Genomic DNA, 25,763 nt, shown 5'->3' on the forward strand with positions numbered 1-25,763 from the left:
TTTGCTGTGATCAGTCTGTACGGGCAACCCGGTCTTCAACACGCTTGACCAGTGCGGTGCTGAGCCGCTCGCTAAATCCCGACAAAAACGCAAACACCAAGACAATCGAGATTTGCTGTCCGGCGGCGGCTGAATTGCCAATCTGGTCAAGATCATCAAGATTGTGCAACTGATCAAGTGGGATCGGCAATATCCCTGCCCGTAGTGCCAACAAAACCAGAAGCGCAAAGCAGAACCCCATGCAGGGCCGGAACAGGAAATTAAAGAACACCGAGGCTGGTTCCATCTCATTCCATTTCACATCCTTGCCAAGCCGCATCATCATGCTGGTAAGCGCCCCAATCGCGCCAAAACTGCCAACAAAGAACAACAGGTCATAGCTAAAGCCAAATATCTTGCCCGAACTGCCGCTGATCAGGGTATCGACCTGAACAAACAGCAAAACGGCGAACACAAGAAAAATTGGCGACAGCGCCAATGCGATGGCGGCAATCCGAAGACTGCGATAAAAAGCTGCTTCGACCGGATTAGGTTGCGCTTTCGGTACAGGACGACGGCTATCACTCTGCAGGTCATGCAAATACCCTTGCACAAACCCTTCCCGTCCCTGATTAAGGGCCAGCAACATGATCATGGCATCCGACAGTTTCCGTTCTTCGGGAATATCGGCAAACGCGTCATTTTCCCGCCACCAACGCAAAAAAGATCGCATAACCAGCGACGCACGCCATCCCTGACGGGTGGTGATGATATATTCAATCATGGCGTCGATATCTGCTGTTGCAAACGCACCATCGCCGGAACTGGCAAAGGGAAATCCGATATGATGGCCGATGACCAATGGCTTGGGGCTGGCATCAGGTGACGTGCTCTTATCTGGGACGTCAGGACAGTCGAGGTCACGACGCCAACGGCGACTGGGCACCAGACCGATGACCGGACAATGGGTCGGTTCATATCCATAGGGATGATGCGGGTAGCTCATATGTCTGCCATTTTCGCCTGTTTCGGGATAGAACGGCTCTGTCCTGTATGACGCGCCTGATGTGGCATTGTGAAAAATTCATATCCACATGCATGAAACCGGCACCACGGTTACGTAATTGACTTGAAATCTGCCCCTTTGCACCGCTATGTGTGTGCCAGGTTTTAAAACACATTCTTCGCGAGGAGTTCGCACACGTGAGTACGGTCAAACCTGTTCATATTATTGGTGCCGGTCTGGCCGGCAGTGAAGCCGCCTGGCAACTGGCCGAGGCTGGTGTGCCCGTCATCCTTCATGAAATGCGCCCGGTGCGCCCAACCGATGCCCACCATACGGACAAATGCGCCGAACTGGTTTGTTCGAACTCGTTCCGGTCCGATGACAAGGAATACAACGCGGTTGGCCTGATCCATGATGAAATGCGCCGTGCTGGGTCGATCATCATGCGCTGTGCCGATGAACACAAGGTTCCCGCCGGTGGTGCGCTTGCCGTTGACCGCGAGGGTTTTTCTGCCGCAGTGACGGCTGCACTGGAAAACCATCCCTTGATCAGCTTGGAACGTGGCGAGATCGATGGCCTGCCGCCCGTGGAATGGGAACACACCATCATTGCTACCGGCCCGCTGACCTCGGGCCCGCTTGCAGAAGCCATTCGGACCGAAACCGGCGAAGAAAGCCTTGCCTTCTTTGATGCGATTGCGCCGATTGTCTATAAGGAAAGTATTGATTTCGACAAGGCATGGTTCCAGTCGCGCTATGACAAGGGCGACGGCAAGGACTACATTAATTGCCCGATGAATGAGGCCGAATATAACGCCTTCATCGATGCCCTGATCGAAGGTGATAAAACCGAGTTTAAGGAATGGGAAAAAGACACACCCTATTTTGATGGCTGCCTTCCGATTGAGGTCATGGCCGAACGTGGCCGCGAAACCCTGCGTCATGGCCCGATGAAGCCGGTTGGCCTGACCAACCCGCATGATCCAACCAACAAGCCACGCGCCATTGTTCAGCTGCGTCAGGATAATGCCCTTGGTACGCTTTACAATATGGTTGGTTTCCAGACCAAACTGAAATATGGCGCACAGGCCGATGTCCTGCGCACCATTCCGGGGCTGGAAAAGGCTGAATTTGCCCGTCTTGGCGGCATTCACCGCAACACGTTTCTGAATTCACCGCGTCTTCTGGATGGCAACCTGCGCCTTAAATCACGTCCTGATGTGCGGTTTGCCGGTCAAATCACCGGCTGCGAAGGCTACGTTGAAAGTGCGGCTGTCGGGTTGATGGTTGGTCGGTTCACCGCCGCAGAAAAAAGCGGAAAAACACTTCCCACCCCGCCGCTTGCAACCGCGATGGGTGCATTGCTCAACCACATCACAGGCGGTGCGGATGAAAGTACGTTCCAACCCATGAATGTCAATTTCGGCCTGTTCCCTGACCTTGAATTGACCAAGCGCGTTAAGGGGCAGGATCGTAAAAAGCTTTATTCAGATCGCGCCATCCCGCTGTTTGACGCATGGTTATCGGAAATCACCGCTGCCTGATAAAACGACAAAAGCCGCTTCATCCGAAGCGGCTTTTTGATTGGGCCGCAGCCCTTTGATCAATAGCCCTTTTTTTCCTGACGCAGGAGCTTTCCGGTAACATCGCGGATCGGCTCTCCATTTCGGAAGCGCTTGAAGATCAATTCCATATTGCCATCATCATCAAGTTTGCGTTCATAGACCTGCATCTCATACCCACCGTCATCGGTGATATAAAGCGCATGGATCGTCAGTGTACGATCAACAATCCGCGCCCAAAAGAACGGTTCCCCCTTAAGTGGATCATTGGGAACCCGTTTACCAAACAAACCGGACCGCATGGCGCTTCCGTAGATGTCTGGTCGATCCGTGCCATAGAATTCGATATTCAGTGAAGCGGTCTTTTCGCGACCGTCAGATTTGTGAATTACTGTGGTCCAATCGACGATAAAACCGCGGTCTGCTTTGACGATTTTGACATCAAGATCACGGGCCTGCAATTCCCCTTCGGCGTGTTCAATGGTTTCACCATGATACTCACCCAAAAACGGCTCAATGCTTGCGGCCTGCGCCGAAATTGGCAAAAAAAGCCAGCTCAGCATCAACAAACTAACAAACCACTGATATCTTTTGCCGATGTTCTTATGTGCCATTCGGGTCCTCGCCTAATAGGATCAAGCCGCCTTTGCGCCCTGTTATCAAAGCGTTTTTAACGCTAGCACGGCCAGATCAGAACTACCTTATTCTTTTGCTTAATTTAGATGACATTTTCGCAATATCCAGCAACACCGCGAAATTAATTCAGTATCGCTTGAGCATTCCGTTCAATGTCAGGCGCAAACTTGCCGGACGAGCTAGCCCGAACTCCGCAGAAAACGGATCATACCCGGCTTGTGCCAACTTGCGAAGATACCCGTCGGCCAGCACAACCGGCAGCCCTACGGCCAGGGCACTTTTGGGCAATGCTTTGCGGGCAGAACGGGCATCCTTGATCCGTTGACGCGCAAGTCCAGCCAGCGCACGGATAAAGGTTTTGACCTCATCCTTTTTACGGAACTCGAAAATATCTCCTTGGGCAACGTTATGGAGTTCCATCTGATCTTTGGGTAGATACAAGCGTTTTGCGCGACCGTGAAAAACAATTGCGCGCATGATACCGACAAGACCATATGCATTTCCGGCCAGCCGGGCGGCATGTTCAGCATCTGCCCCTTTGGCACCGAGCAAACGGGCAGCAAGCACAGAAAGGTGACCAGATGTCTGATCGATATAGCGATCAAGCTCGACCTGATTTTCCGGCTGACGATCTTCAAGATCAAATTCGCGGGCCGTCACCAATGCGCCAAGATCCTCAACAGACAAATCACCAGATTTGACCAGCTCTGCCAGTGGCTCGATCACCTCATGCTTGCGCACGGTGCCTTCTGCCAGATCAGAAAGGGCATCATGCCACCATTGCACGCGAATGTGCCCCAGCATCACTTCGCTAACCATTTCGCGGGTTTTCGACACTTCCTGATTAAACGCATACAGCGTGAAAAGGTCGTCACGCTTGTCGGGGCTTGCGAAAAGCGCACATAGAAAGCGATCCCGGTCGTGGCGCCGAACATAGTCCGCGCAGTAAGGCAATTTCGGCGTATCTGTCATCGTCTTCATCCGATCTTACGCGTTTCGCGCTGATCGTCGCTGCTGTTTGAAGGATTTTCTGGCATGGTTTCGACATACAGCGACTGCGACGGGAATGCAAATCCGGCCCCCGCATCTTCGACAATCCGCTTGAATGCAATGATATGACGGTTACGAATTTCACGCCACGTCACCCAATCGGTCGTGGTGGTGAAATAGTACAGATCAATATTTATCGAACTTGCCGCAAAATCAGACAAATGCACCATCTGTGCGACTGCCGTTTGAGCAACGTCTTCATCATTTTTCAGAAAGTCACGTAACTGATCAACAATGGCTTCCATCTGCTTTGCAGTGGTCCGGTACTCTAGGCCAATCGACATCTTGATACGCCGATGCGTCATGCGCGACCAGTTAATCACCGGTGAGTCGACGATTTGCGCATTTGGCATGGTGACAAGTGCCTTGGCAAAGGTCCGGACCTTTGTGGCACGTAGGCCGACAACTTCGATGGTGCCTTCAAAATGCGGGGTTTCGACCCAGTCACCCCGTTTGTAAAGGTTATCGGCAAAAATCGTCAGGCCACCGAAAACGTTGGCAACAGAATCCTTTGCCGCCAATGCAACAGCCATCCCCGCAAGGCCAAGACCACCGAGAAACGCCGAAACATCAATGCCCCACCCTTCGAGCAAAATGACAATCCCGATTACGACAATCAGGGTTTTAATGCCACGGATAAAGAACTGCCTTAAATCATCGCCCAACCCGGCACCAAACCGGCCAATCAGGCGGTTAAACGACAGTCCAAGCGGCTCGACCGCGCGAAACATCGCCCAGAACACGCTAAAGCCTGCTGCAAGGCTGGTGGCATCAAACAGCACCGTTTCGATTTTCAAGGAAAGATCAAGCAGCTCAATGGCAAAATAAATGCCGACAATCATCACGAGGGCCTGAAGCGGCAACGCAAAAGCATCAAGTACATTCGCAACCGTGCTTTGCTTGTTCTGATGCGCCAATCGGCGCATGCCCCCCAGAATAGCAGCGGCTAAAACCCGTTTGAGGATGAAAAACACAATCAGGACAACAAGCGCACCAATCCATCTTCCGATGTCACCGCCACCAATCATATCGACCCAATTATTCAGTTGGCCAATGACTTCGGTATTCAGGCTGTCGAGTTCTGTCGAAATTTCATCCATGACTTCTAAAGCGTTCTACTGTTAATGTTTATTGACGATAGGCCTTGCGCGCAAAAGCAGCGACCTGCACCTAGAAGGCCTTTGTATAACAATTAAAATGGCACAGGCATATGGCATCATTGACATCTGGCCGACTACACGTGATTGGCGGCGGCTTAGCCGGTTCCGCCCTTGCAACACTGATGGCAGAAGATGGTGTTGACGTTACCCTTTACGATCAGGCAGAACCGTTTGAAAGCCGCTGGACGCGCGGCATGCAAACATCTCCTGAAAGCCACAAGGTTTCTGAACCGGAAATATTTTACGATCCCGAAGGGCTCGTCGCAGATTTCTTTGCCCGCTTCCCTGAAATTCCGGGAAAACTTGTCAGACCGGCACATGGTGTCCTTGGCCTGAAACGCGGTCGACGCAAACCTGCTATCGTTACCCTTGACGAGGGCCTGGCACATGCCTTGGTCAACCGGCGGAGCGGCCCACTGATGCGTGCTATCACGGCTTTTGGTCTTTGGCAAAAACGTTACGCCAGTGAAGACAGTCGCGTTGAATTACCCAAAGGCATGGGCCATGCTGGCAGTAGATTCCGACGATGACCGCCGAAATCCGGGTACTTACCACCGGGACGGTTTGGCGGTTTTGGCCGAAGTTCTGTTTTCAATGCCAGCACACCGGTGCTCGAATGCCCTGCTTGGTCGGGTTATGTTGCCACGGGTAAAATCTCTGTTTTCCAAAAATCATGAACCGGTTTTTTCAGCCATTGACCCGATCATCCTAAATGACATTGCGCTACCAACCCTGCGCGACCGGTTTGTCAGTGCGGGTGGTAGTGTCGCGGCGTGGGCGCCACTTGGCGACATCGACAGTACATCGGAATACGCAACGGATTTGCTGTTTGGCGAAGATACTCAGATCGTTCTCAAACCTGATGATGCGGTCGTGCTTGCGCTTCATCCAAAGCAACTATGTGACACGGTTCCCGACATCGGCTTTGCCCCGGCTCCGGCCCGTCGCCAGACAATGGCATTTGAAATGCGCCGGCCATTTGCCGAACCACGCTGCCTGTTTACGTCTGACGATCTTGTTCGGGCGATTTACTGCAACCGTCGCCATATTCAGGTCAGCCTAGGCAGCAATGTTCATCTGCCATCTGATGGCACGGCGGATCAATTTGCCCACCGTATTTGGCAAAGGTGCATCTGGCTTTGTGACCAGTATTTAAACCTCGACCTTAGTGCGCGATCGGAAAACACCAATAATCGGGGCTGCCCGAAGTTCAGTTTTGTGGACGCAGAAGCTCCGTTTCCCGAACTCACACCCGGCTTGGCGGCTTTGCGCTTTCGGCTGCAGCCCCCGTGGAAGAATCTGTTTCTATGTGGGGACTCGTTTCCCGCCGAATATCCCCCCGGCCCCGCCGCCGTTTTTGCCAGCGTCAAACAAGTCCGCCGTCAACTACAAACATTTTTCACCGTTTAAATGGCGATAATTGCCGCAGCAACACGACGTCCTTCAGACAGAAGAACATTATAGGTCCGGCACGCAGCACCGGTATCCATCGGTTCAATGACGATGCCATGTTCTTTAAGAGCACGGCGCCATTCCATTGGAACGCGGGTTAAGCGGTTCCCCATGCCCAGCAGAAGGATTTCAACAGTATCGGCAGCATCAATAACGCGGGCAAACGAGTCTACCGTAATGTCATCAACCGATGTCACATTCCAAGAGTAGACCGCTTCAGGAAACATCAGGATTGATCCGGCAACAGAATCTTCGCCAAAACGAAACAGACCGTCACCATAACTGGTAACCATTTTACTGCCTTCGGCGACCATCGGATTTAGTTCAGTAGCCATACCGGCCCTCTTTTCGTCGTTCGATAAATTTTCTCTGGATTTAGGTACATATCAGTGTGGGGCAACCGGTTGCGCCGTAACTTTTCCGCGCCACAGAATGAACAATCCCGATAGAACGACGATACCACATCCGATCATCATCATCATGTCGGGTTCTTCCCCAAACAGGGTCATCCCCAAAGCAATACCAAACAAAAGCCGCGTATATCTAAACGGCGTAACTGCGGACACATCGCCGCTGCGCATTGCCTTCATTAAGGCGCTATAGGCAAATGCCCCCATGAGCACAGCGCCCAGGAAATAGAAAAGACTTTTCCCATCAAACCAGGTGAACGCTTTCCCATCCCAAATCGAAAACAACACACCGGCCAGAATGATGGCAACGAATCCATAAAAACCCAGAAGAGATGTGCTGAGTGATACTGGGGCAGCACGGCTTGCCAGATCCCGTCCGGCAAAACCGATTGTTCCAATCACCGCCAGTAACGACAAAGCCGAAAAGCTGTCGGTGGTCGGACGCAGAATAATTAAAACACCGATCAAACCAATCAGGATTGCGACCCACCTCCGCCAGCCGACCTTTTCGCCAAACAGAATAGCTGCACCAAGAACTACGATAATAGGTGTCGCCTGAAGAATGGCCGTGGTCGAGGAAAGCGGGGTCAGTGCCAATGCGAGCACGTAAAACAACCGGCCAATAACTTCAAACACGACGCGTATCCCCATGGCGCGGGACAGAACGTCAGGGTTCAGCAGACTTTTCTTCTGGATCCGCGCGATAACCGCAAACAGAAGCGTTCCGCCAAGACCAAAGACAATAAGAACCTGCCCAACCGGATGCGTTTCCGAGACCGCTTTAACAAACGCATCTTCAAAGGAAAACGCCACCATGGCCGCCATCATCCAAAGGCTACCGATCAAATTGGCGCGATGAACGTTGCGCGCATCTGCGTGGGGCGTCATGTGCAGCAGCCTGTTTTTGAAGGATTTTTACCGAGCTTTAGAAGACACTCGTTAGGAACAGACCAAAAGAAAGGCCGGGTTTGTTGTCGCACAAACCCGGCCTTTCTGTAAACGTCTATCGATCAACTGTGGTTGATCAGGCGTTGGCTTCCTGCCCTTCTTCGCCTTCTGGAATTTTACGCTTAAGGCGCAAAACAACCAGCAACGGCGACGCGACGCAAATCGATGAATATGTGCCGACAACGATGCCAAAGATCAGCGCCATGGTGAAGCCACGTATCGCTTCCCCGCCAAATGCAAACAACGCAATCAAGGCCAGCAATGTGGTAAATGACGTCATTGTCGTACGCGACAGGGTCGAATTGATCGACAGATCCAAAAGGTCCGTGAGTTCCATTTTGCGGAACTTGCGCAGATATTCACGAATGCGGTCAAACACAACAACCGTATCGTTAATCGAATACCCGGCGACCGTCAGAATGGCGGCCAAAGTCGCAAGGTCAAACTGAACACCGGTAATGACAAAGAAGCCAATTGTGATCAGAACGTCGTGCAAAAGTGCGACGACGGATGCCACTGCAAACTGCCATTCGAACCGGAACCAGATATAGACCATGATCAGCAAAAGAGAGATCACGACCGAATAAATACCGGCTTCCTTAAGCTCGTCACCGACCTTCGGGCCGACAAGTTCGCTTCGGCGAATGGTGACACTGTCGCCAAGGGCGTCAGTCACCTGGGCCAAGGCGGTCATCTGGGCTTTTTCGTCCCCATCCTGACGCTGCAACTGAATCAGGACGTCATCGGGTTCGCCGAATTCCTGAATAGACACATCACCAAGACCAAGACTGCCAAGATTATCACGCAATGCGCCGATATTTGCCGGACCGTCCGTTTTGATTTCCACAAGAATACCGCCGCGGAAATCAATGCCGAAGTTAAGACCCTTGGTGAAGAACAGGCCAACAGAGGCCAGTACCATCACCAAGGACACAATGTAAAAGATCTTCCGGAATTTGAGGAACGGGACGTTCACGTCATCCGGGATAAGATGCAAAGGTTTCATATCTTCCCTGTTCCCTTCCTCAAAGTACCAGCTCGTTCGGACGACGACGCTTGATCCAGACTGCAATCAGCAGTCGGGTCAGCCAAATCGCCGAGAACATGGATGTGATGATGCCAATTGCCAGCGTTACGGCAAAGCCCTTGATCGGGCCAGAGCCGAAGCTGAACAACACCAGTGCCGCAATCAGCGTGGTGATGTTGGCATCCAAAATGGTTGACATCGCACTGCGATACCCGGCATCGATCGCATTAATGATCGTCCGCCCGTTACGCCGTTCTTCACGGATACGCTCAAAGATCAGCACATTGGCGTCAACCGCCATACCAACCGTCAAGACGATCCCCGCAATCCCGGGCAACGTCAACGTCGCCTGAAGCACAGACATCACCGCCAGCACAAGGATCAGGTTCATCATAAGCGCGATATCGGCATAAATGCCAAACCGGCCATAGCTGATGACCATAAACGCGATAACAAACACCAGACCGAGAACCGCGGCGATTTCACCTGCCTCGACAGAGTCCTGACCAAGCCCCGGACCAACCGAGCGTTCTTCAAGGATTTGCATCGGTGCAGGCAATGCACCCGCGCGCAGCAGCAGTGCCAGGTCATTTGCTTCCTGCACACTGAACTGACCGGTAATGATACCGCTGCCACCAAGGATCGGTTCATTGATCCGCGGGGCTGAAATCACTTCACCATCAAGAACAATCGCAAGGCTGCGTCCGGCACTTTTGCTGGTGACGTCACCAAACCGTGCGCCGCCGGCCGCATCAAAGCGGAACGAAACCACAGGACGACCTTCGTTAAAGGTTGGTTGGGAATCAACAAGGTTGTCACCCGACACAACAATACGGCGATCAATCAGATATTCCCGAATGCCTGCGGCCTTATCCCCTTCGTCCGCAGACGGAAGGATCATGGTCCCGGGCGGCAAACCGCTGGAGCGCGCATCAGCAGCCGTTTTCTGGCCATTGACCAGATGGAAGTTCATCTTTGCCGTACGACCAAGGATCGCACGCAAACGCGATGGGTCATCAAGGCCGGGAACCTGCACCACGATGCGGTTTGCACCCTGACGCTGAATGGACGGCTCGGTTGTGCCAAGTTCGTCAACACGACGGCGTACCACCTCAACCGACTGGCTAAGCGCCCGATCGATCAATTCCTTCATCGCAACTTCGTTATAGGAAACAATGATATTGTTCCCCTCGCCGCTCATGACGGTATTGGGTTCGATATTACGCACCAGCTCGCGGGCCTTCTCGGCATCCTCGGCTTTGAGAACGGTAACTTCCGCACCCTGCAAAGTCGCTTCGCGCGGACGGTTACGGATCTGTGCCTGACGTAATTCTGATCGAATAGAATCTGCCAATGCATCATAGCGTTCACGCACAACGCTGTCGGTATCAACCTCCAGCAACATGTGTGACCCGCCGCGCAGATCGAGGCCAAGATTGACCTGTTTGCTCGGCAGAAGGCTCGACTCTGTCGGAAGAACGTCCTTAGGCAAGAAGTTCGGTGCGGCGTAAACCACACCCAAAGCACACACCAAAAGAACCAGTGCTGCTTTCCATTTTGTAAAATAAAGCATGTGTTCTTTGACCGGATTTGTCTGGATCAACCTTGGTCTGGTTCCAAGGTCCTTGGAACAACGGGTATTTTGTACCGCTCAGGCCACCGGTAAAATGCAAGAAGGCGGAGCCAGATGCTCCGCCTTGCTTTGCTCGAAGAGATTAGTCTTTTTTGGTCTCTTCTTCGTCTTTTTCGTCTTTTTCTTCTTTGGCGTCGCCCTTGGCCGGTTCAGTTTTCGACAAAACCGTCGAAACCATGCCGCGTGCGACTTTGACTTTTACACCATCGGCAATCTCAACCGACAGCTCGTCGTCACCAATAACTTTTGCAACGGAGCCAATAAGACCACCTGCGGTAACGATTTTATCGCCACGGCGGATCGCCCCGAGCATTGCTTTATGTTCTTTCTGCTTTTTCTGCTGCGGACGAATAAGCAGGAAATAGAAAACAACAAAAATAAGGATCAGCGGTGCAAATTGCATAAGTGCGCCAGCACCATCAGAACCACCTGCGGTCTGCGCAAAAGCAGTCGAAATAAACATTAGTAACTCCTAATCCCTCAGGACAAAATATATCAACTGCCGGAATATAACGGTGTCAAACGTCAAAGCAAGGAAGAACCGGATTTTTCCGGGTTAAATCACCATTTATGTGGTCTTGTTCACCAGCGTTCTCGCCTTTCTGGCGTCAACATCCTATTCCTTTACGCCACGGGTATGCTAGCTTTCGCGCCATAAACCACCGTCACCAAGAACAAGAAACATCCAAGAGGCCTCAATGACCACAGATTTCGACAAATTATTGCCAACCCTTGAACGAATTGCGTCCGCACTTGAACGCATGGCCCCACCTGCACGCACCCAAAACGACTTAAGTGCCGCAGATGCCTTCGTCTGGCAGGCCGAAAACAGCTATCTTCAGCCGGTTCGCAACGTCAACCGCATTGATATCGATCTATTGCAAGGCATCGGCCAACAAAAAGAGATTCTGTATAATAACACCAAGCGGTTCACCTATGGTTTGCCTGCGAATAATGCCCTTTTGTGGGGCGCTCGCGGCACCGGTAAAAGCTCCATCGTCAAAGCAATGCACGCCAAAATAAATGCCGAAAGCCCAGGTGCGCTGGCACTGGTGGAAATTCACCGCGAAGACATCCCGAGTCTGCCTATTCTCCTGCATATCCTTCAGGAAAGTGGTCGCAAAACCGTGCTGTTCTGTGACGACCTTTCGTTTGACTTACATGATGAAAGCTATAAGTCGCTCAAGGCCGTACTCGAAGGCGGTGTTGAAGGGCGGCCAAAAAACGTCATCTTTTACGCGACATCAAACCGTCGCCATTTGATGGCCCGCGACATGATCGAAAATGAACGATCAACCGCAATCAACCCGTCAGAAGCCGTCGAAGAAAAGGTCTCCCTGTCCGACCGGTTTGGTCTGTGGCTTGGCTTCCACAATATTTCCCAGGATATCTATTTCGAAATCATCGAAGGCTACGCCAAGGAATTCAACCTCGACATTCCCACCGAAGAACTCCATGCCCGTGCGAAGGAATGGACCGTCACGCGCGGCAGCCGGTCGGGCCGTGTCGCATGGCAATTTATTCAGGAAATTGCGGGTGAACTTGGAAAATCAATCGACTGATTTCAAACGCTTATCAAATCATCAGACAAAAACACCCGGTTTCACACCGGGTGTTTTTTATCGTGATACCATAACACTTGGTAAAAATTTCATCGGGTCAGATGATTCCCGTCCACGTCGTATTTCAAAGTGCAATTGCGGGAAGGTCACAGCCCCGGTTGACCCGACACTTGAAATGTGTTGGCCACGGGTCACAACATCACCACGTGCCACCATGGGGTTTTCCGTATGGGCATAGGCCGTCACATAGTTATCGGCGTGCTTGATCAGGATCAGGTTACCAAACCCGCGCAACTCATTGCCGACATAAGTCACAACACCGTTTTCCGCTGCTGTAATTGGCGTCCCGCGGTTGGCCTGAATATTGATGCCGTCGTTAAACAAGCCGCCATTGCCCGCACCGTATTTCAAAACAACTTTGCCCTGAACCGGCCAGATGAAGCCTTTTCGGCCTGTTGGCTCGGCCAGAACAACATCTTTGCGAACATTGCTGCCCTGCCCGGCCTCGGGAGTCGACTTCCGATCTGATTGCCAGCTGCGCGTTGTGGCGAATTCCTGTTCGGCGGCTGCGGCATAGTCCCGTGGTTTTATGCCGGGTGTCGGGATACTTCCGCCCCCTGTTGGCGCCACACGGGCAACGACGGTTTCTGGCCGTGAAGCCGCACTTGAGGACGGCGTACTTTTGGTCGGAACATTAACCACCTGTCGCTTACCACCAATGGTCACCGTTTTTGTTGGCGCACTGGGTTTGGATGACGCAATAGCGGTCGGGGGCATGCTGTCATAATCCGATTGCCACGGCGGCAACACCAAGCGCTGCCCCGGGTAGATCACATAGGGTTCACGCAAATCATTGCGCGACGTAAACCGACGAAAGTCTGTGCTGTAACGTGCCGCGATCTGCGAAACCGTGTCACCGGGTTCAACGGTAACGACGCGTTCGCCGTTTTTGAGTTTCGGCATGCTATACGGGCTATAGCTTGCGCCATCGCCATACACGACCGGCACAGGAACAGAGTTCAGCAAACAGCCGCTCAGGGCCGCAGTTGTCATACAGACAAGCAGCAGACTTTTCCCACGTTGGACAGCCTGTGTGACACAATTTTCCATCATGGGACCTAGTGTCCATGATCAGCGGTTAACAATCAGTAAGCACCGACCGCATTTGGAAAATTTTACTGTAAATTCGGGGTGTGTTTTGACAGAAAGTCTAGAATTCTTCCGTGCCAGGCAACATCGGCACAAAACGGACTGGCATCAGTTCAGTAACCTCAACACCGCTTGGCGTCCTTAACACACGCAACAGCAACTGCGTATGCGATACCTCGCCAACGGGAACAACCATAATCCCGCCAACCGCAAGCTGATCAACCAGAACCGGCGGCACATCCTGTGCTGCTGCGGTCACAATGATCCGGTCAAACGGCGCTTGCGCTTTCCAGCCAAGCCCGCCATCGCCATGCAAAGTCGAAATCGTATGCAGGCCAAGCTCGCGGAATTTTTCCTCCGCCTCGCGCAAAAGCGGCTTGTGCCGTTCAAGGGTATAAACCCGGCGTGCAAGTTTGGCCAAAATCGCCGCCTGATACCCAGACCCCGTTCCGACCTCAAGAACCTTCATACGATCATTAATCTCAAGTGCCTGCGTCATGAGTGCGACGATATAGGGCTGGGAAATGGTTTGTCCCTTACTGATGGGCAAGGCGACATTTTCCCACGCACGCTCAACAAAGGGGTCAGCAACAAATGTCTCGCGCGGGACATCGGCCAATGCCCGCAAGACAGTCTCGTCATGAATGCCATCATGACGAAGCGCCTCAAGCAGATTGGCTATTTCTGTTTCACGGGTAATGACCGGCTCGTTCACGGAAATGCTTTCGTCAATTTTTCGTGCGTTTCGTAGTGGGTAAAGTCAAGACTGATCGGTGTTACCGAGATATCGCCTTGTTCGATCACCCGCAAGTCTGCATTTGGATCTTCGGGAAGTTCCGACAGGATTGCACCAATCCAGTAATAAGGCTCCCCACGCGGATCATGGCGTTCGGCAATGTGATCGCCGATTTTACGCTGCCCCTGCTTGGAAATCCGCACACGCGCACCGCCGTCCGCCTCGTGCTCGGGGAAGTTCACATTGATCAAAACACCCTTTGGCCAGGCTGTCTTCACCAATGTTTTTGTTACGTCATAAAGGTATTTTTCGGCAACCGTCCAATTGATCATGTCACCGGAAAAATACTGCGAAAACGCAATTGCGGGCACATTAAGAAGCGTTGCCTCCATCGCAGCAGCAACCGTCCCGGAATAGGTCACATCCTCGCCAAGGTTTCCACCCCGGTTAATGCCCGACAGAATAATGTCCGGCGGTGTATCGCGCATAACCTGCTGCAACCCTAAAAGGATGCAGTCCGTTGGGGTGCCATCAACCGCGTAGTGGCGTTCATCACGTTTGTGAATGCGAAGCGGGCGGCGCAGGGTCAATGAATGCCCTGCACCACTTTGTTCCGTTAACGGTGCAATACCCCACACATCATCGGAAAATTCACGCGCCAAGCGTTCAAGCAGCTTGATCCCCGGCGCGTCAATGCCGTCATCATTGCTGATCAGGATACGTGCGTTCGATAGATCAATCATACCGTGATGCCTTAACCGCGCGGTGAGATAACCTCAAGTCCGCCCATATAGGGTTTCAGCGCATCCGGAACACGGATAGAGCCATCTGCCTGCTGATAGTTTTCCATGACCGCGATCAGGCAGCGGCCAACAGCAAGTCCCGACCCGTTCAGGGTATGAACGAAATTGGTTTTTTTGTCGCCTGCCGCGCGATACCGCGCATTCATGCGACGGGCCTGGAAATCACGGGTGTTCGAGCAAGACGAAATCTCGCGGTACTTACCCTGGCCTGGCAACCAGACTTCAATGTCATAGGTCTTGCAGGCCGAGAACCCGATATCACCCGTGCACAGGATAACCGTACGATACGGTAGACCAAGACGTTCAAGAACCGTCTCGGCACAACGTGTTTTACGGGTAAGTTCCTCGTCGGATTTTTCCGCCTCAACCACCGACACCATTTCCACTTTGGAAAACTGGTGTTGGCGGATCATGCCCCGGGTATCGCGCCCGGCCGAACCGGCTTCTGACCGGAAACACTGCGTCAATGCGGTAAAGCGCAACGGAAGCTTTGCCTGCTCAATGATATCGCCGGCAACCTGATTGGTCAGGGTGACCTCGGACGTCGGGATCAGCCAGTAATCATTGGTGGTCTTAAACGAATCCTCGGCAAACTTCGGCAATTGCCCCGTGCCAAACATGGCATTATCACGCACCAGCATCGGGGTGATGGTTTCTTCATACCCATGTTCAGTGGTGTGCAAATCAATCATGAACTGCGACAACGCACGTTCAAGTTTGGCCAACCCGCCGCGCAGGATGACAAACCGCGAACCCGACAGCTTGGCTGCGGTTTCAAAGTCCATCATGCCAAGCTTTTCGCCGATTTCGAAATGTTCGATTGGCGTGAAATCGAACGTCGCCGGTTCCCCCCAACGGTTGACCTCGACATTATCGTCCTCGTCGTCACCGACTGGCACTTCAGGGTCAAGAATGTTGGCAAACGATGACAGCAGAAGATCAAGCTGCTCGTTCAGGCTGGCTTGACCGTCTTCCGCATCCTTGATCTTGTCCTTGAGCGTGCCCATTTCGGCCATCAACTCGTCAGCATCTTCGCCATTTTTACGAAGCTTGCCGATTTCACCGGAAATCGTTTTGCGGCGTGCCAGCATTTCCTGATGTTCTGTCATCAGTTTGCGACGCTCAACGTCGATATCCATCAGACGTTTCGCAGTAATTTCCTGCTTGCGTACGGCCATCGCCGCGTCGAAAGCCTCGGGGTTGTCCCGAATCCATTTAATGTCGTGCATCGAACAGCACCCTGTCAGTCAATTATTTGTGGCTTTATACGATGGGGTGGACACAAGGTCCACCCCATCAAATCAGACGTTTGAAGGCCGATGATTTCAATTAACGTGCGTTATTGAAATCGTCTTCCCCGTCATCATCGCGAGACGGTCCCGACAAGCGCGGAGAACCATCATCAGATGAGGATGAACGGGTCAGAGATGTCTGGCCATCATCATAGGATGCACCTGCCGCAGCCGCCCCTTGTTGATCAACCGTATCATCGGTTTTGGCAACGGAACTACCGCCAGAAGGATCATCTTCCGGATCATCACCATCGTCTTCGTCTTCTGCCTCGGCTTCCGCAGCACGCTTGGCGCGTTTGCGTTCAGAAATCCGGGCCATAATGATGGAAATCTCATAGAGAATAATGATCGGAATCCCCAACCCAACCTGCGAAATCAGGTCGGGCGGCGTCAAAACGGCGGCAAAAACAAAGGCAATAACAACAGCATATCGGCGTTTCTTCGCCAAGCTATCGGCCGTCACGATCCCTGCCCGTGCCATCAGCGTAAGCAAGACCGGCAACTGGAAACAAAGACCGAACGCAAAGATAAGCTTCATCACCAAAGACAGATATTCATCGACTTTGGCTTCAAGCTGAATTGCCAGGTTGGATGCATCACCGACCTGCTCAAAACTCAGGAAAAACTTCCACGCCAGCGGCATGATGAAGTAATAAACCAAAGCCCCACCTGCCAAAAACAGAACAGGTGTCGCAAACAGGAACGGCATGAAGGCCGATCGTTCGTTTTTATACAGGCCCGGTGCGACAAAAGCCCAAAACTGCGACAAAAACACCGGGGTTGAAACGAAACAAGCGGCAAAGAACGATACTTTGACATAGGTGAAGAACACTTCGGTCAAAGCCGTATAGATCATGCGTCGATCCGGCCCCATGATTTCTGCCAGCGGTCGTACGAGGAAACCATAGATATCCTCGACGAAATAATAGCAGAGCCCAAAGGTCAGAAACAGCGCCAAGACAGCCCATGTCAGGCGATTTCTTAGCTCTATCAGATGCTCCATAATCGGCATCTGCTCGTCATGCGATTGCATGTTCACGCCTGGCTCTCCGGGTGGTCTTTCTTTTTGCTATTAGCAGCTGACGATTTGGTATCTGACGACTTGCTTTCGGCGGCAGTCGGTTTTTCGTCCGAGCCACCACTATCCGCCGGCTTTGCCTCAGATGCCTTCGCATCTGAGGCTTTGCCGTCGGCTTTGGGTGCGCCAATCGTCTTTTCCATAAAATCGGTGGGGTTGGTACTGGCACTGCTCACCTGCTTGCGCAGATCATCAAGTTCCGCTTCGCGGATGATGTCATCAATGCCACTTTGGAATTCGCGCGCCATTCCGCGCACTTTTTTCCAGTACCCCGCCAACTTGTACAGAAGATGCGGAAGCTCCTTGGGGCCGACGACAAATAATGCCACGACGGCCACAAGAGCCAATTCGGTCCAGCCGATATCAAACATATGACACGCCTATCTGAAGGAAACCCGACAGACGATCAGGATTTCACTGAATCCTTGTCTTTGCTCTCGGTCGAAACCGATGCAGAGGTCGTGTTTTCGATGGTCTTGGCCGAAGCGCCAGCATCGTCATCTTGTTCTTTTTCGTTAATGCCCGCTTTGAAGCTCTTGATGCCCTTACCCATGTCGCCCATCACTTTCGGCAGTTTACCTGCGCCAAAGATGATCAGGACAATCGCCAGAATAAGAACAATTTGCCAAACGCCAATACCCATAACTTCTTTCTCCAAAGATCCGTTCTGCCTTCCGGCGTTATGCACGGATAATGGCAGAAAGCCCCCCACTGTGCAATGCGACGGATGGGTTAATACCCGTGATTGCAATCCAATTGTAATTTAGCATTCTGTCCCGGTTAGATTTCAAGGGACAGTTGGCCGTATCAGGACATAGGAAACACGAAGGTCATCTCTGGATCAAGCGTAATAGCGACCGAATTCTGATTTAATGTCGAAAAGCGCCGTGGCACGCGTGCATGAATGTGCCCGCCCTTTTCCAGCGTCAAATGCATCAGGTTGACTTCACCCAATGCCCGCACGGCATCAACGTTGGCCATGATATCGTGACCATTTACGGAACTACCGACATGAAGTCCTTCGGGACGCACCAATACGTCAACCTCGGTTCCATCGGCAAATTCATCGGTGGTGATCTGACCGACCGGTGTTTCAATAATGCCATTGCGCACGGTTGAGGCAAATTGGTTCACTTCGCCAAAGAACGAGGCGACAAAACGGTTTTCCGGCTGGAAATAAAGCGATTCCGGTGTGCCATCCTGCATGACCTGCCCTTCGTTCATCACGATAATACGGTCCCCCATATACATCGCTTCCTGAGGATCATGGGTCACCATGATGGTTGCAATACCGGCATTTTTCAAAACATGAAGGGTCGTATCGCGCAAATCTGCGCGCCGTGCGACATCCAGTCCGGAAAACGGTTCATCAAGCAACATGATTTGCGGGGTTGGCGCCAATGCGCGGGCCAATGCAATCCGTTGCTGCTGACCACCTGAAAGTTCGTGCGGATAGGCATCAAGGTATTCTGACATGCCAACCTGTGTCAGCGCACGTTCAACCGCCTCACGGCGCTGGGCGTCGCTAAAATGCTTCAGGCCAAAGCCGATGTTCTTGGCAACCGTTAAATGCGGAAACAGTGCATAGTCCTGAAAAACCATACCAACGCCGCGTTTTTCCGGTTCAACATAGTCACCCGGGTGGGCCACGATCTGATCATCAATGGCAATTTGCCCGAACTGAAGTTTTTCAAGCCCCGCCGCCAGACGCAGCGCAGTTGTTTTTCCGCAACCAGACGGACCAAGCAAACAGACAATTTCTCCTGGGGCGACATCGAAACTAATGTCGTTCAGAACCCGGTTGGAACCGAATTCGTGACTGACATTCGACATCCTCAAACCGTCGGGCATCAACAAACTCTTTATCTGGACGTGGTCAACGCACCAAAGGTGCAAATGATTAGCGAAATCTTTCACAGAACTTAAGCGCCCGCCGCCCTTCTTGCAAGGCGCAGAATAACTTCGGTTACCGGACCCTAAACGATCAGGTCTCCGAAACCTCTTTTTCATCAAGAAGATTGGGATTGTCGGAATAAATCGTCTCGTCGAGTTCTTCGAGATTGCGCGTCGTCAGGGCTTCTTCGACAACAGAATCGGTCACCTCACCGTCATCAACAAGGTCAGGCAATGCTTCGTCATCAGAATTCGCCCCATACCGGCCCATTCCCGGACGGCTATCAAGCAGGCCCGCGGCCTTAAGGTCCGCAAGCCCTGGCAAATCATCACGGTCTTCAAGACCAAAGTGATCAAGAAATTCATCCGTTGTCGCCCAAAGAACCGGCCGCCCCGGCACACGTTTACGCCCACGTGGCCGTATCCATTTGGCCTCAAGCAGAATATCAAGGGTGCCCTTGGACAGCGCCACACCACGGATTTCTTCAACCTCGGAACGGGTGACCGGCTCGTGATAGGCAATGATCGCAAGCGTCTCGAGCGTTGCACGCGTCATTTTCTTGGCTTTTTCGACCTCGATATGAAGATCACCGGCAAGATCAACAGCGGTGCGAAACGCCCATTTATCGCCAACCCGGTTCAGATTGACGCCGCGTGATGCATATGTGTCCTGCAAAACCGTCAGTACGTCTGAAATATTGGTTCCTTCGGGCAAACGTGCGGCAATGACGCGTTCGCTGATCGGGTCTGCGGATGCAAACAGCACAGCCTCGACAATGCGGACATGCTGAAAATCGACTTGCGGGCCGGTTTCGACCCCATCGATTTTAAGCTGCGCGTCACCGGTTACATCATTTGGCATTCACTTACCCCTGCCCCTTATTCTTCGATCAAATTATCATAGGGTCGATCATTGCGGGGCAAATCGCCCTCGCGCGGTTTTTGGGGCGACCGCAACATGATCGGACCAAATGTTTCTTCCTGCGAGATTTCCAGCTCCCCATCCCGGCACATCTCAAGGCTGGCAACAAAATGGGCCGCCAAGGCCGACCGGGCTTTTAAAGGGGATCCCAAGCCATGGGGCATAAACTCAAGTAACTTGGTCCAGGTCGGCACAACACGCCGCCCGAACAGATCGCGCAACCGCCGGATTGCATCATCCATCGCATAAAGGTCAAACGCCTCAATCTCAAGGGTCTTGGCTTCTGACGTCAACATGATCTGGGCATAGGATTTCAAAAGATCATAAAGCGACGCGTCATAGACAGATGCCGTTGTCACGCGAATGTCCTCCGGCGCGCCCCGGGCAAAGAAATCGCGCCCCAAATTGGGCTGTGCGAGCAACTTTTCACCGGCCGCCTTCATCGCTTCAAGACGTTTTAGCTGGAAGGCAAGTAGCTCAGCCATTTCTTCGGCGCTGAGCTCGTCCTCGTCGTTGTCTTGCTTGGGCAACAGCAATCTGGATTTCAGATAGGCCAGCCATGCCGCCATCACCAGATAATCCGCCGCCAGTTCAAGCCGAAGCCCTTCTGCCGTATTGATGAATTCAAGATATTGCTCGGCCAGATCAAGGATCGAAATCTTGATGATATCGACCTTCTGATCACGGGCCAGTTCAAGCAGAACATCAAGCGGGCCTTCAAACCCGTCCAGATCAAGTATCAGGCGTTCGGCAAGGCTCGGCTCATCATCGTCAACCGGTTTCTTGTCGAATACCTCATCTGGAATTTCCAACTCGAACTGGTCTGCCATCTATCCCCCTGCCAAAACCCGCGTATCACAGCGGAAATCAGGCAAATATCGCTGCCAGAAAATGGACCAACGCATTGGCCGGTTCAATCACCAACCACTGAAAAATCGGAAGGTAGATGCCAAGCTTTGATGTCACATATGGCAACAAGAATACCAGACCGATCAAAATGATCATGCCGGTTTTTTCCATACGCGCCAAGACCCGAGCAATCGGAAGCGGTGAAATCGCCGTAAGAACCCGCCCGCCATCAAGTGGCGGGATCGGCAGCATGTTGAATACGGCAAGAATGCAGTTCAGCCAGATCGACTGGTTGAGCATCGTACCAAGCCAGTCATTGACCGCCGGGGAAAAGCTTGGCAACCCAACCAGAAGCAGGATCGATACAATCGCCAACAAAACATTGGTCAACGGCCCGGCAACAGCAACGCCAATAACCCCAAGACGTTGGGGATGCAGACGATGAAACGCCACGGGCACAGGCTTGGCATAGCCAAACAAAAACGGCGCTGCGGTGATCAACAACAATGCCGGGATCAAAACCGTACCAACCGGATCGATATGGCGAATGGGATTAAGGCTTAACCGGCCAAGCCGCTGGGCGGTATCATCGCCAAACAATTTCGCGGCAAACCCGTGGGCTGCTTCATGCAATGTCACAGCAAACAGCACCGGCACAACCCACGTTGATGCCGAGATAATAAATTCAATCGCGTTACTCACGTGCCGGTGTCCTCAGCCTGCCAAACAGGCGCAAGAAGATCGGCAAGACGCATCCGCCAATCTGTCAGTTGGCTTGATGATGGTTTGTCGATTTTGAAACTGGAAATCTGATTGGTAAAGTTTTGCGACCGCAGAAGTGCCGCACCGCTCAACAACGGCGTCATGGAAACAACTTCTTCCATCTCGGTGCGTTTGCCATTGCAATGAAGCGCAATGTCACAGCCCGCACTCAAACATTCATGGGTGCGGCTTGCAATCGAACCACCCAGTGCCTCCATCGACAAATCATCACTGATCAAAAGGTTCTCAAAGCCGATATCACCCCGAATAACATCATTGATAATCGTCGCGGACACCGTGCCGGGCCGTTGATCATCAATCGCGGTAAACAGCAAATGTGCCGACATCGCCGCCATAACGTCTTTCATCTGACGAAACGGTGCGAAATCAAGCTCGGACAACTCAGCCCGCGTGGCACTGACAATCGGCAGGTCCTTGTGACTGTCAACCGCAGCGCGGCCATGTCCGGGGATATGTTTAATGATCGGTGCAATCCCACCATCAAGCAACCCGGCGGCAACCGCACTGGCCAAAACCACAACGCGGGCCACATCCGCCCCATAAGACCGGTCGCCGACAACATCGCTCATGCCCGGAAAACGTAAATCAAGAACCGGCGCGCAGGTGGTGTTAAACCCGGCTTCGCGCAAATCCATCGCCATCAAACGGGCATTGATATAGGCCGCTTCACGGGCGTCTTCGGGGGATTTATCAACCAGTTCGCCAAACACACCGGCCGCCGGGATTTTGCGCCAATGGGGTGGCTTAAGCCGCATCACACGGCCACCTTCCTGATCGACAAGGATCGGGACGTTGTTTTTGCCAACAACATCACGCAGTTGATCGGTCAGGGTGCGTATCTGATTGTGGTCTTCGACATTTCGCGCAAACAGGATAAAGCCATAAGGATCGGCTTCGCGAAAGAAGCCCTTTTCCCAGTTGCTCAGTTCCGTTCCGCCAATCCCGAGGATACAGGCGCGCGGCTTTTTAACTTCAAGGCCGGACAATCAGGCACCCCACTTTGCGTTGTTTCAAATCACCACACAGCTTTTCTGCCGCCGAGGCATCGGCAACCGGGCCTGCCTGCAGGCGATAGTAAACCCCTTTGCCTTCAATCTCGGTACGCTGCACGAACATCTGAAGGTTACCCAACAAGTCTTTGTTTTTCGACGATAATCTTTTCCATTCCGCCGATGCTTTGTCTTCCTCACGAAGTGAGGCCAGTTGAATGCGAAAATCTCCGGTTGCCGTGGTTTTCTCTTGCGGCTTTGTCGGGGACGTCGCTTGCGGTGTTTCTTTTGCCCGCGCATCAACCGCGGCAATCGCCTTTTCGGCGTCACTCATCGTATCTGGGGCCTTAATTTCCGGCGCGGCCATGCCCGAAGACGTATCCGTCGCATCCGCGGCATCATCAGCAGGGCTTTCGGTTTCAGGCTCGACTTTCACGTCACTGTCACTGGCACTGGCATTACCATCATTCGATGCCACCGTATCCGAAGATTTCGGTGCTGTTGGCATCACATCCGGCGTGCGCGGCATATCTGGCAGTTCCTGAAGCACGACATCCGCGTCCGGATCAACGTCGCTTAGCTGGTCATAGACCGTCGTGTTTCGGTGGGGCACTTCCATCCCCCCCGGATCTTCGGGCCGTAGCTTGATCGGCGCTGGATCAGGCAGAAGGATGGGCAATTTCCCATCATCCTGAATGGGTTGTCCCTGATTGTAAAACCAGTAACCTGCCCCGCCAAGGCCGCCGATCACAACAGCCGCCCCGAAGAACACGGTCATAATTCCCTTCAACTTGCTTTTGCCAGCACCCGGCTCGGCTGCATAGTGTGCTTCGCGCTCGGCATGAAGGTTGTTACCGTGTTCTTCGTTCATATTTTACATCTCCTCGACAGGCGTGACACCAATCACATCAAGACCCGATGCGATGACGGTGGCCACAGCACGGATCATCGCAAGACGCGCCAATGTCGTCGCCAAATCATCGGCGATGATAAAGCGAAGTTCGGTATTGTCGCGTCCCTTGTTCCACAATGCATGGAATTCAGCTGCAATTTCTGTCAGGAAAAAGGCAATGCGATGGGGTTCATGCGCGGTTGCGGCCTGCTCGACAATACGCGGCCATTCTGCCATCCGGCGCACAAGAAGCTTTTCCTCGTCTGAGGACAACAACGACAGGTCTGCCGTCTCAAGCGTTTTTACCGAAAAATCCTGCCCCGGGAAGGCTTCTTTGGCCTGACGGAAGACCGAGCTTACCCGTGCATGCGCGTACTGAACGTAAAATACCGGGTTGTCTTTGGACTGTTCGGTCACTTTGGCGAAATCAAATTCAAGCGACGCATCGTTTTTACGCGTCAGCATGATGAACCGGACAACGTCCTTACCAACACGTTCGACAACATCGCGCAGCGTGACAAACGTCCCGGCCCGCTTGGACATCTTAACCGGCTCACCCTTATCAAACAGGCTGACAAGCTGACAAAGTTTCACGTCCAGATCACCTTCGCCACCGGTAATGGCTTTGGTTGCTGCTTTCATGCGTTTGACGTAGCCACCGTGATCGGCGCCAAACACGTCGATCATCAGGTTAAATCCGCGCTCATACTTGTCAAAGTGATACGCAATGTCGGATGCAAAATAGGTCCAGCTGCCATCGGATTTCTTCAACGGCCGGTCAACATCGTCACCAAAATCGGTGGCGCGGAACAAGGTTTGCGGGCGCGGTTCCCAATCTTCGGGTGTTTTGCCTTTTGGCGGCTCCAGCACACCGACATAGATATCACCCTTTTTCTCAAGGTGTTCAAAGGCCGATTGAACCTTGCCTGCCTTGACCAGCCCGTCTTCGGACGTAAAGACATCATGTGCGACGCCCAGAAGACGCAAATCTTCCTTGATCAACAACATCATCTCGACAATGGCAAAGGTCCGGAACTGCTCAAGCCATTCGGCTTCGGCGGCGTTGACCCATTTATCACCTTCGCGCTCGGCCAGCTTCTTGCCCGGTGCAACCAGATAATCGCCCGGATAGAGGCCTTGTGGAATTTCACCAATGTCTTCGCCAAGTGCTTCGCGGTAGCGCATGTGAAGCGACCGGGCCAGAACATCAACCTGCGCGCCGGCATCATTGGTGTAATATTCCTTGGTAACCGCATAGCCCGCCTTGGCCAGAAGATTGGCCAAAACGTCCCCGACCACAGCCCCCCGGCAATGACCAACATGCATCGGCCCCGTCGGGTTGGCTGAAACATACTCGACGTTGATTTTTTCACCCTTGCCCAGATCGCTGCTGCCATATCCGGTGCCAACTTTTAGCACTTCGGACACCTGCGACAGCCAGAACTGATCGGCCATGCGCAGGTTGATAAAGCCAGGCCCGGCGATTTCGACCGTGTCTATGTGATCAAGCAATCGAAGTTTTTCAGCCAGTTTTTCGGCAAGGTCGCGTGGCTTCATGCCCGCAGCCTTTGACAGAAGCATGGCGGCATTGGTCGCGGCATCCCCATGAGACGCATCGCGCGGCGGCTCTACCGTCACGCGCGCGGTGTCACTTCCAGTAGGAAGAACACCCTCTTTCTCAAGGGCGAGAAGCTGTTTCTCGATGTCGCTTTTCAACAGGCTGAAAACATTCATAACTTTGGTCTTTGCATATTTTTGTTTGTGGTCAATCGGACCATGTGACTGCGGCTGTTTTGGGACATTTCCGACCAAAAGGCAAGCAACGGGTCTTTCGAATGCCTACAGGTTTTGACATTTCAGCCATGCACGCTAAATAGTGACTTAAATACTATGATCTGACCGTGCTATGATGTCGCCAAGGATCGTAACGACCCCCGCCATAAATCTGGCGG

General features: G+C 52.7%; 27 protein-coding genes. 4 read left to right on the top strand and 23 right to left on the bottom strand.

Translation table 11 applies throughout. From position 1 onward, the window contains the following. Window positions 1-10: 10 nt before the first annotated feature. A complete protein-coding gene (locus tag AC0VXT_RS09915) occupies window positions 11-985 on the bottom strand; it encodes a hypothetical protein (RefSeq protein WP_475548463.1) in 975 nt (324 codons plus the stop codon). Between the two features lie 197 nt (window positions 986-1,182). Here AC0VXT_RS09915 and trmFO point away from each other — a divergent pair, with 197 nt between their 5' ends. Continuing rightward, complete coding sequence (gene trmFO, locus AC0VXT_RS09920) at window positions 1,183-2,529, top strand: methylenetetrahydrofolate--tRNA-(uracil(54)-C(5))-methyltransferase (FADH(2)-oxidizing) TrmFO (protein WP_475548464.1); 1,347 nt, start codon at window positions 1,183-1,185, stop codon at window positions 2,527-2,529. Between the two features lie 59 nt (window positions 2,530-2,588). Here the strand turns inward: trmFO and AC0VXT_RS09925 are convergent, their stop codons facing one another. From AC0VXT_RS09925 to AC0VXT_RS09935, 3 genes are all read right to left on the bottom strand, one after another. Continuing rightward, window positions 2,589-3,161: a hypothetical protein gene (locus tag AC0VXT_RS09925; protein ID WP_417823735.1), complete on the bottom strand. Its 573-nt coding sequence runs from the start codon at window positions 3,159-3,161 to the stop codon at window positions 2,589-2,591. Window positions 3,162-3,309: 148 nt separating this feature from the next. After that, window positions 3,310-4,155, bottom strand: a complete 846-nt coding sequence (locus AC0VXT_RS09930; RefSeq protein ID WP_475548465.1) for a phytoene/squalene synthase family protein — start codon at window positions 4,153-4,155, stop codon at window positions 3,310-3,312. Between the two features lie 5 nt (window positions 4,156-4,160). Next, window positions 4,161-5,333, bottom strand: a complete 1,173-nt coding sequence (locus tag AC0VXT_RS09935; RefSeq protein WP_475548466.1) for a mechanosensitive ion channel family protein — start codon at window positions 5,331-5,333, stop codon at window positions 4,161-4,163. 110 nt (window positions 5,334-5,443) lie between these two features. On the opposite strand from AC0VXT_RS09935, the gene AC0VXT_RS09940 reads away from it, so the two are divergent. Further along, window positions 5,444-5,923, top strand: a complete 480-nt coding sequence (locus tag AC0VXT_RS09940; protein ID WP_475548467.1) for an NAD(P)-binding protein — start codon at window positions 5,444-5,446, stop codon at window positions 5,921-5,923. Next, complete coding sequence (locus AC0VXT_RS09945; RefSeq protein WP_475548468.1) at window positions 5,898-6,803, top strand: hypothetical protein; 906 nt, start codon at window positions 5,898-5,900, stop codon at window positions 6,801-6,803. The genes AC0VXT_RS09940 and AC0VXT_RS09945 overlap by 26 nt, the downstream gene beginning before the upstream one ends. On the opposite strand, the gene AC0VXT_RS09950 is transcribed toward AC0VXT_RS09945, so the two are convergent. From AC0VXT_RS09950 to yajC, 5 genes are all read right to left on the bottom strand, one after another. Further along, window positions 6,800-7,180 (bottom strand): Mth938-like domain-containing protein, encoded by a 381-nt coding sequence (locus AC0VXT_RS09950; RefSeq protein ID WP_475548469.1) that lies wholly within the window; start codon window positions 7,178-7,180, stop codon window positions 6,800-6,802. The genes AC0VXT_RS09945 and AC0VXT_RS09950 overlap by 4 nt on opposite strands. Before the next feature lie 51 nt (window positions 7,181-7,231). Continuing rightward, window positions 7,232-8,143: a DMT family transporter gene (locus tag AC0VXT_RS09955; protein ID WP_475548470.1), complete on the bottom strand. Its 912-nt coding sequence runs from the start codon at window positions 8,141-8,143 to the stop codon at window positions 7,232-7,234. A 136-nt stretch (window positions 8,144-8,279) separates the two neighbouring features. Further along, window positions 8,280-9,209 (bottom strand): protein translocase subunit SecF, encoded by a 930-nt coding sequence (secF, locus tag AC0VXT_RS09960; protein ID WP_475548471.1) that lies wholly within the window; start codon window positions 9,207-9,209, stop codon window positions 8,280-8,282. 19 nt (window positions 9,210-9,228) lie between these two features. Then, the gene (gene secD / locus AC0VXT_RS09965) at window positions 9,229-10,803 is read right to left on the bottom strand and encodes a protein translocase subunit SecD (protein WP_475548472.1); all 1,575 of its coding nucleotides are present in this window, start codon (window positions 10,801-10,803) and stop codon (window positions 9,229-9,231) included. A 142-nt stretch (window positions 10,804-10,945) separates the two neighbouring features. Continuing rightward, window positions 10,946-11,326, bottom strand: coding sequence for a preprotein translocase subunit YajC (yajC, locus tag AC0VXT_RS09970; RefSeq protein WP_417823742.1), 381 nt, complete (start codon window positions 11,324-11,326; stop codon window positions 10,946-10,948). Between the two features lie 235 nt (window positions 11,327-11,561). Between yajC and AC0VXT_RS09975 the strand changes: the two genes are divergently transcribed. After that, entirely contained in the window at window positions 11,562-12,425 is an 864-nt protein-coding gene (locus AC0VXT_RS09975; protein WP_475548473.1) for an ATP-binding protein, read from the top strand. Window positions 12,426-12,482: 57 nt separating this feature from the next. Here AC0VXT_RS09975 and AC0VXT_RS09980 read toward each other — a convergent pair whose 3' ends face one another. The 14 genes from AC0VXT_RS09980 to argS form a co-directional block, all read right to left on the bottom strand. Further along, the gene (locus AC0VXT_RS09980) at window positions 12,483-13,538 is read right to left on the bottom strand and encodes a peptidoglycan DD-metalloendopeptidase family protein (RefSeq protein WP_475548474.1); all 1,056 of its coding nucleotides are present in this window, start codon (window positions 13,536-13,538) and stop codon (window positions 12,483-12,485) included. Window positions 13,539-13,635: 97 nt separating this feature from the next. Further along, window positions 13,636-14,289, bottom strand: a complete 654-nt coding sequence (locus tag AC0VXT_RS09985; protein ID WP_475548475.1) for a protein-L-isoaspartate(D-aspartate) O-methyltransferase — start codon at window positions 14,287-14,289, stop codon at window positions 13,636-13,638. Further along, window positions 14,286-15,053, bottom strand: a complete 768-nt coding sequence (gene surE, locus AC0VXT_RS09990; RefSeq protein ID WP_475548476.1) for a 5'/3'-nucleotidase SurE — start codon at window positions 15,051-15,053, stop codon at window positions 14,286-14,288. The genes AC0VXT_RS09985 and surE overlap by 4 nt, the downstream gene beginning before the upstream one ends. Before the next feature lie 11 nt (window positions 15,054-15,064). Beyond that, complete coding sequence (gene serS / locus AC0VXT_RS09995; protein WP_475548477.1) at window positions 15,065-16,342, bottom strand: serine--tRNA ligase; 1,278 nt, start codon at window positions 16,340-16,342, stop codon at window positions 15,065-15,067. Window positions 16,343-16,442: 100 nt separating this feature from the next. After that, a complete protein-coding gene (gene tatC / locus AC0VXT_RS10000; protein WP_423837128.1) occupies window positions 16,443-17,438 on the bottom strand; it encodes a twin-arginine translocase subunit TatC in 996 nt (331 codons plus the stop codon). Between the two features lie 2 nt (window positions 17,439-17,440). Continuing rightward, on the bottom strand, window positions 17,441-17,854 hold the full coding sequence (tatB, locus tag AC0VXT_RS10005) for a Sec-independent protein translocase protein TatB (protein ID WP_475548478.1): 414 nt from the start codon (window positions 17,852-17,854) through the stop codon (window positions 17,441-17,443). 35 nt (window positions 17,855-17,889) lie between these two features. After that, window positions 17,890-18,195, bottom strand: a complete 306-nt coding sequence (gene tatA / locus AC0VXT_RS10010) for a twin-arginine translocase TatA/TatE family subunit (RefSeq protein ID WP_338116400.1) — start codon at window positions 18,193-18,195, stop codon at window positions 17,890-17,892. Window positions 18,196-18,290: 95 nt separating this feature from the next. Beyond that, on the bottom strand, window positions 18,291-19,334 hold the full coding sequence (locus tag AC0VXT_RS10015; protein WP_475548479.1) for an ABC transporter ATP-binding protein: 1,044 nt from the start codon (window positions 19,332-19,334) through the stop codon (window positions 18,291-18,293). 133 nt (window positions 19,335-19,467) lie between these two features. Beyond that, window positions 19,468-20,238: an SMC-Scp complex subunit ScpB gene (gene scpB, locus AC0VXT_RS10020; protein ID WP_475548480.1), complete on the bottom strand. Its 771-nt coding sequence runs from the start codon at window positions 20,236-20,238 to the stop codon at window positions 19,468-19,470. Between the two features lie 17 nt (window positions 20,239-20,255). Beyond that, on the bottom strand, window positions 20,256-21,128 hold the full coding sequence (locus tag AC0VXT_RS10025; RefSeq protein WP_022730765.1) for a segregation and condensation protein A: 873 nt from the start codon (window positions 21,126-21,128) through the stop codon (window positions 20,256-20,258). Window positions 21,129-21,165: 37 nt separating this feature from the next. After that, window positions 21,166-21,849 carry a site-2 protease family protein gene (locus AC0VXT_RS10030; protein WP_475548481.1) on the bottom strand — a complete coding sequence of 228 codons (684 nt, stop codon included), beginning with the start codon at window positions 21,847-21,849 and terminating at the stop codon, window positions 21,166-21,168. Beyond that, the gene (gene nagZ / locus AC0VXT_RS10035) at window positions 21,846-22,916 is read right to left on the bottom strand and encodes a beta-N-acetylhexosaminidase (protein WP_022730763.1); all 1,071 of its coding nucleotides are present in this window, start codon (window positions 22,914-22,916) and stop codon (window positions 21,846-21,848) included. Before nagZ ends, AC0VXT_RS10030 begins: the two co-directional genes overlap by 4 nt. Then, a complete protein-coding gene (locus tag AC0VXT_RS10040) occupies window positions 22,903-23,790 on the bottom strand; it encodes an SPOR domain-containing protein (RefSeq protein ID WP_475548482.1) in 888 nt (295 codons plus the stop codon). The genes nagZ and AC0VXT_RS10040 overlap by 14 nt, the downstream gene beginning before the upstream one ends. A 3-nt stretch (window positions 23,791-23,793) precedes the next feature. Beyond that, window positions 23,794-25,545, bottom strand: a complete 1,752-nt coding sequence (gene argS, locus AC0VXT_RS10045) for an arginine--tRNA ligase (protein ID WP_475548483.1) — start codon at window positions 25,543-25,545, stop codon at window positions 23,794-23,796. Between the last annotated feature and the right edge of the window lie 218 nt (window positions 25,546-25,763).

The organism is Thalassospira sp. Z349TD_5, from assembly GCF_056173045.1.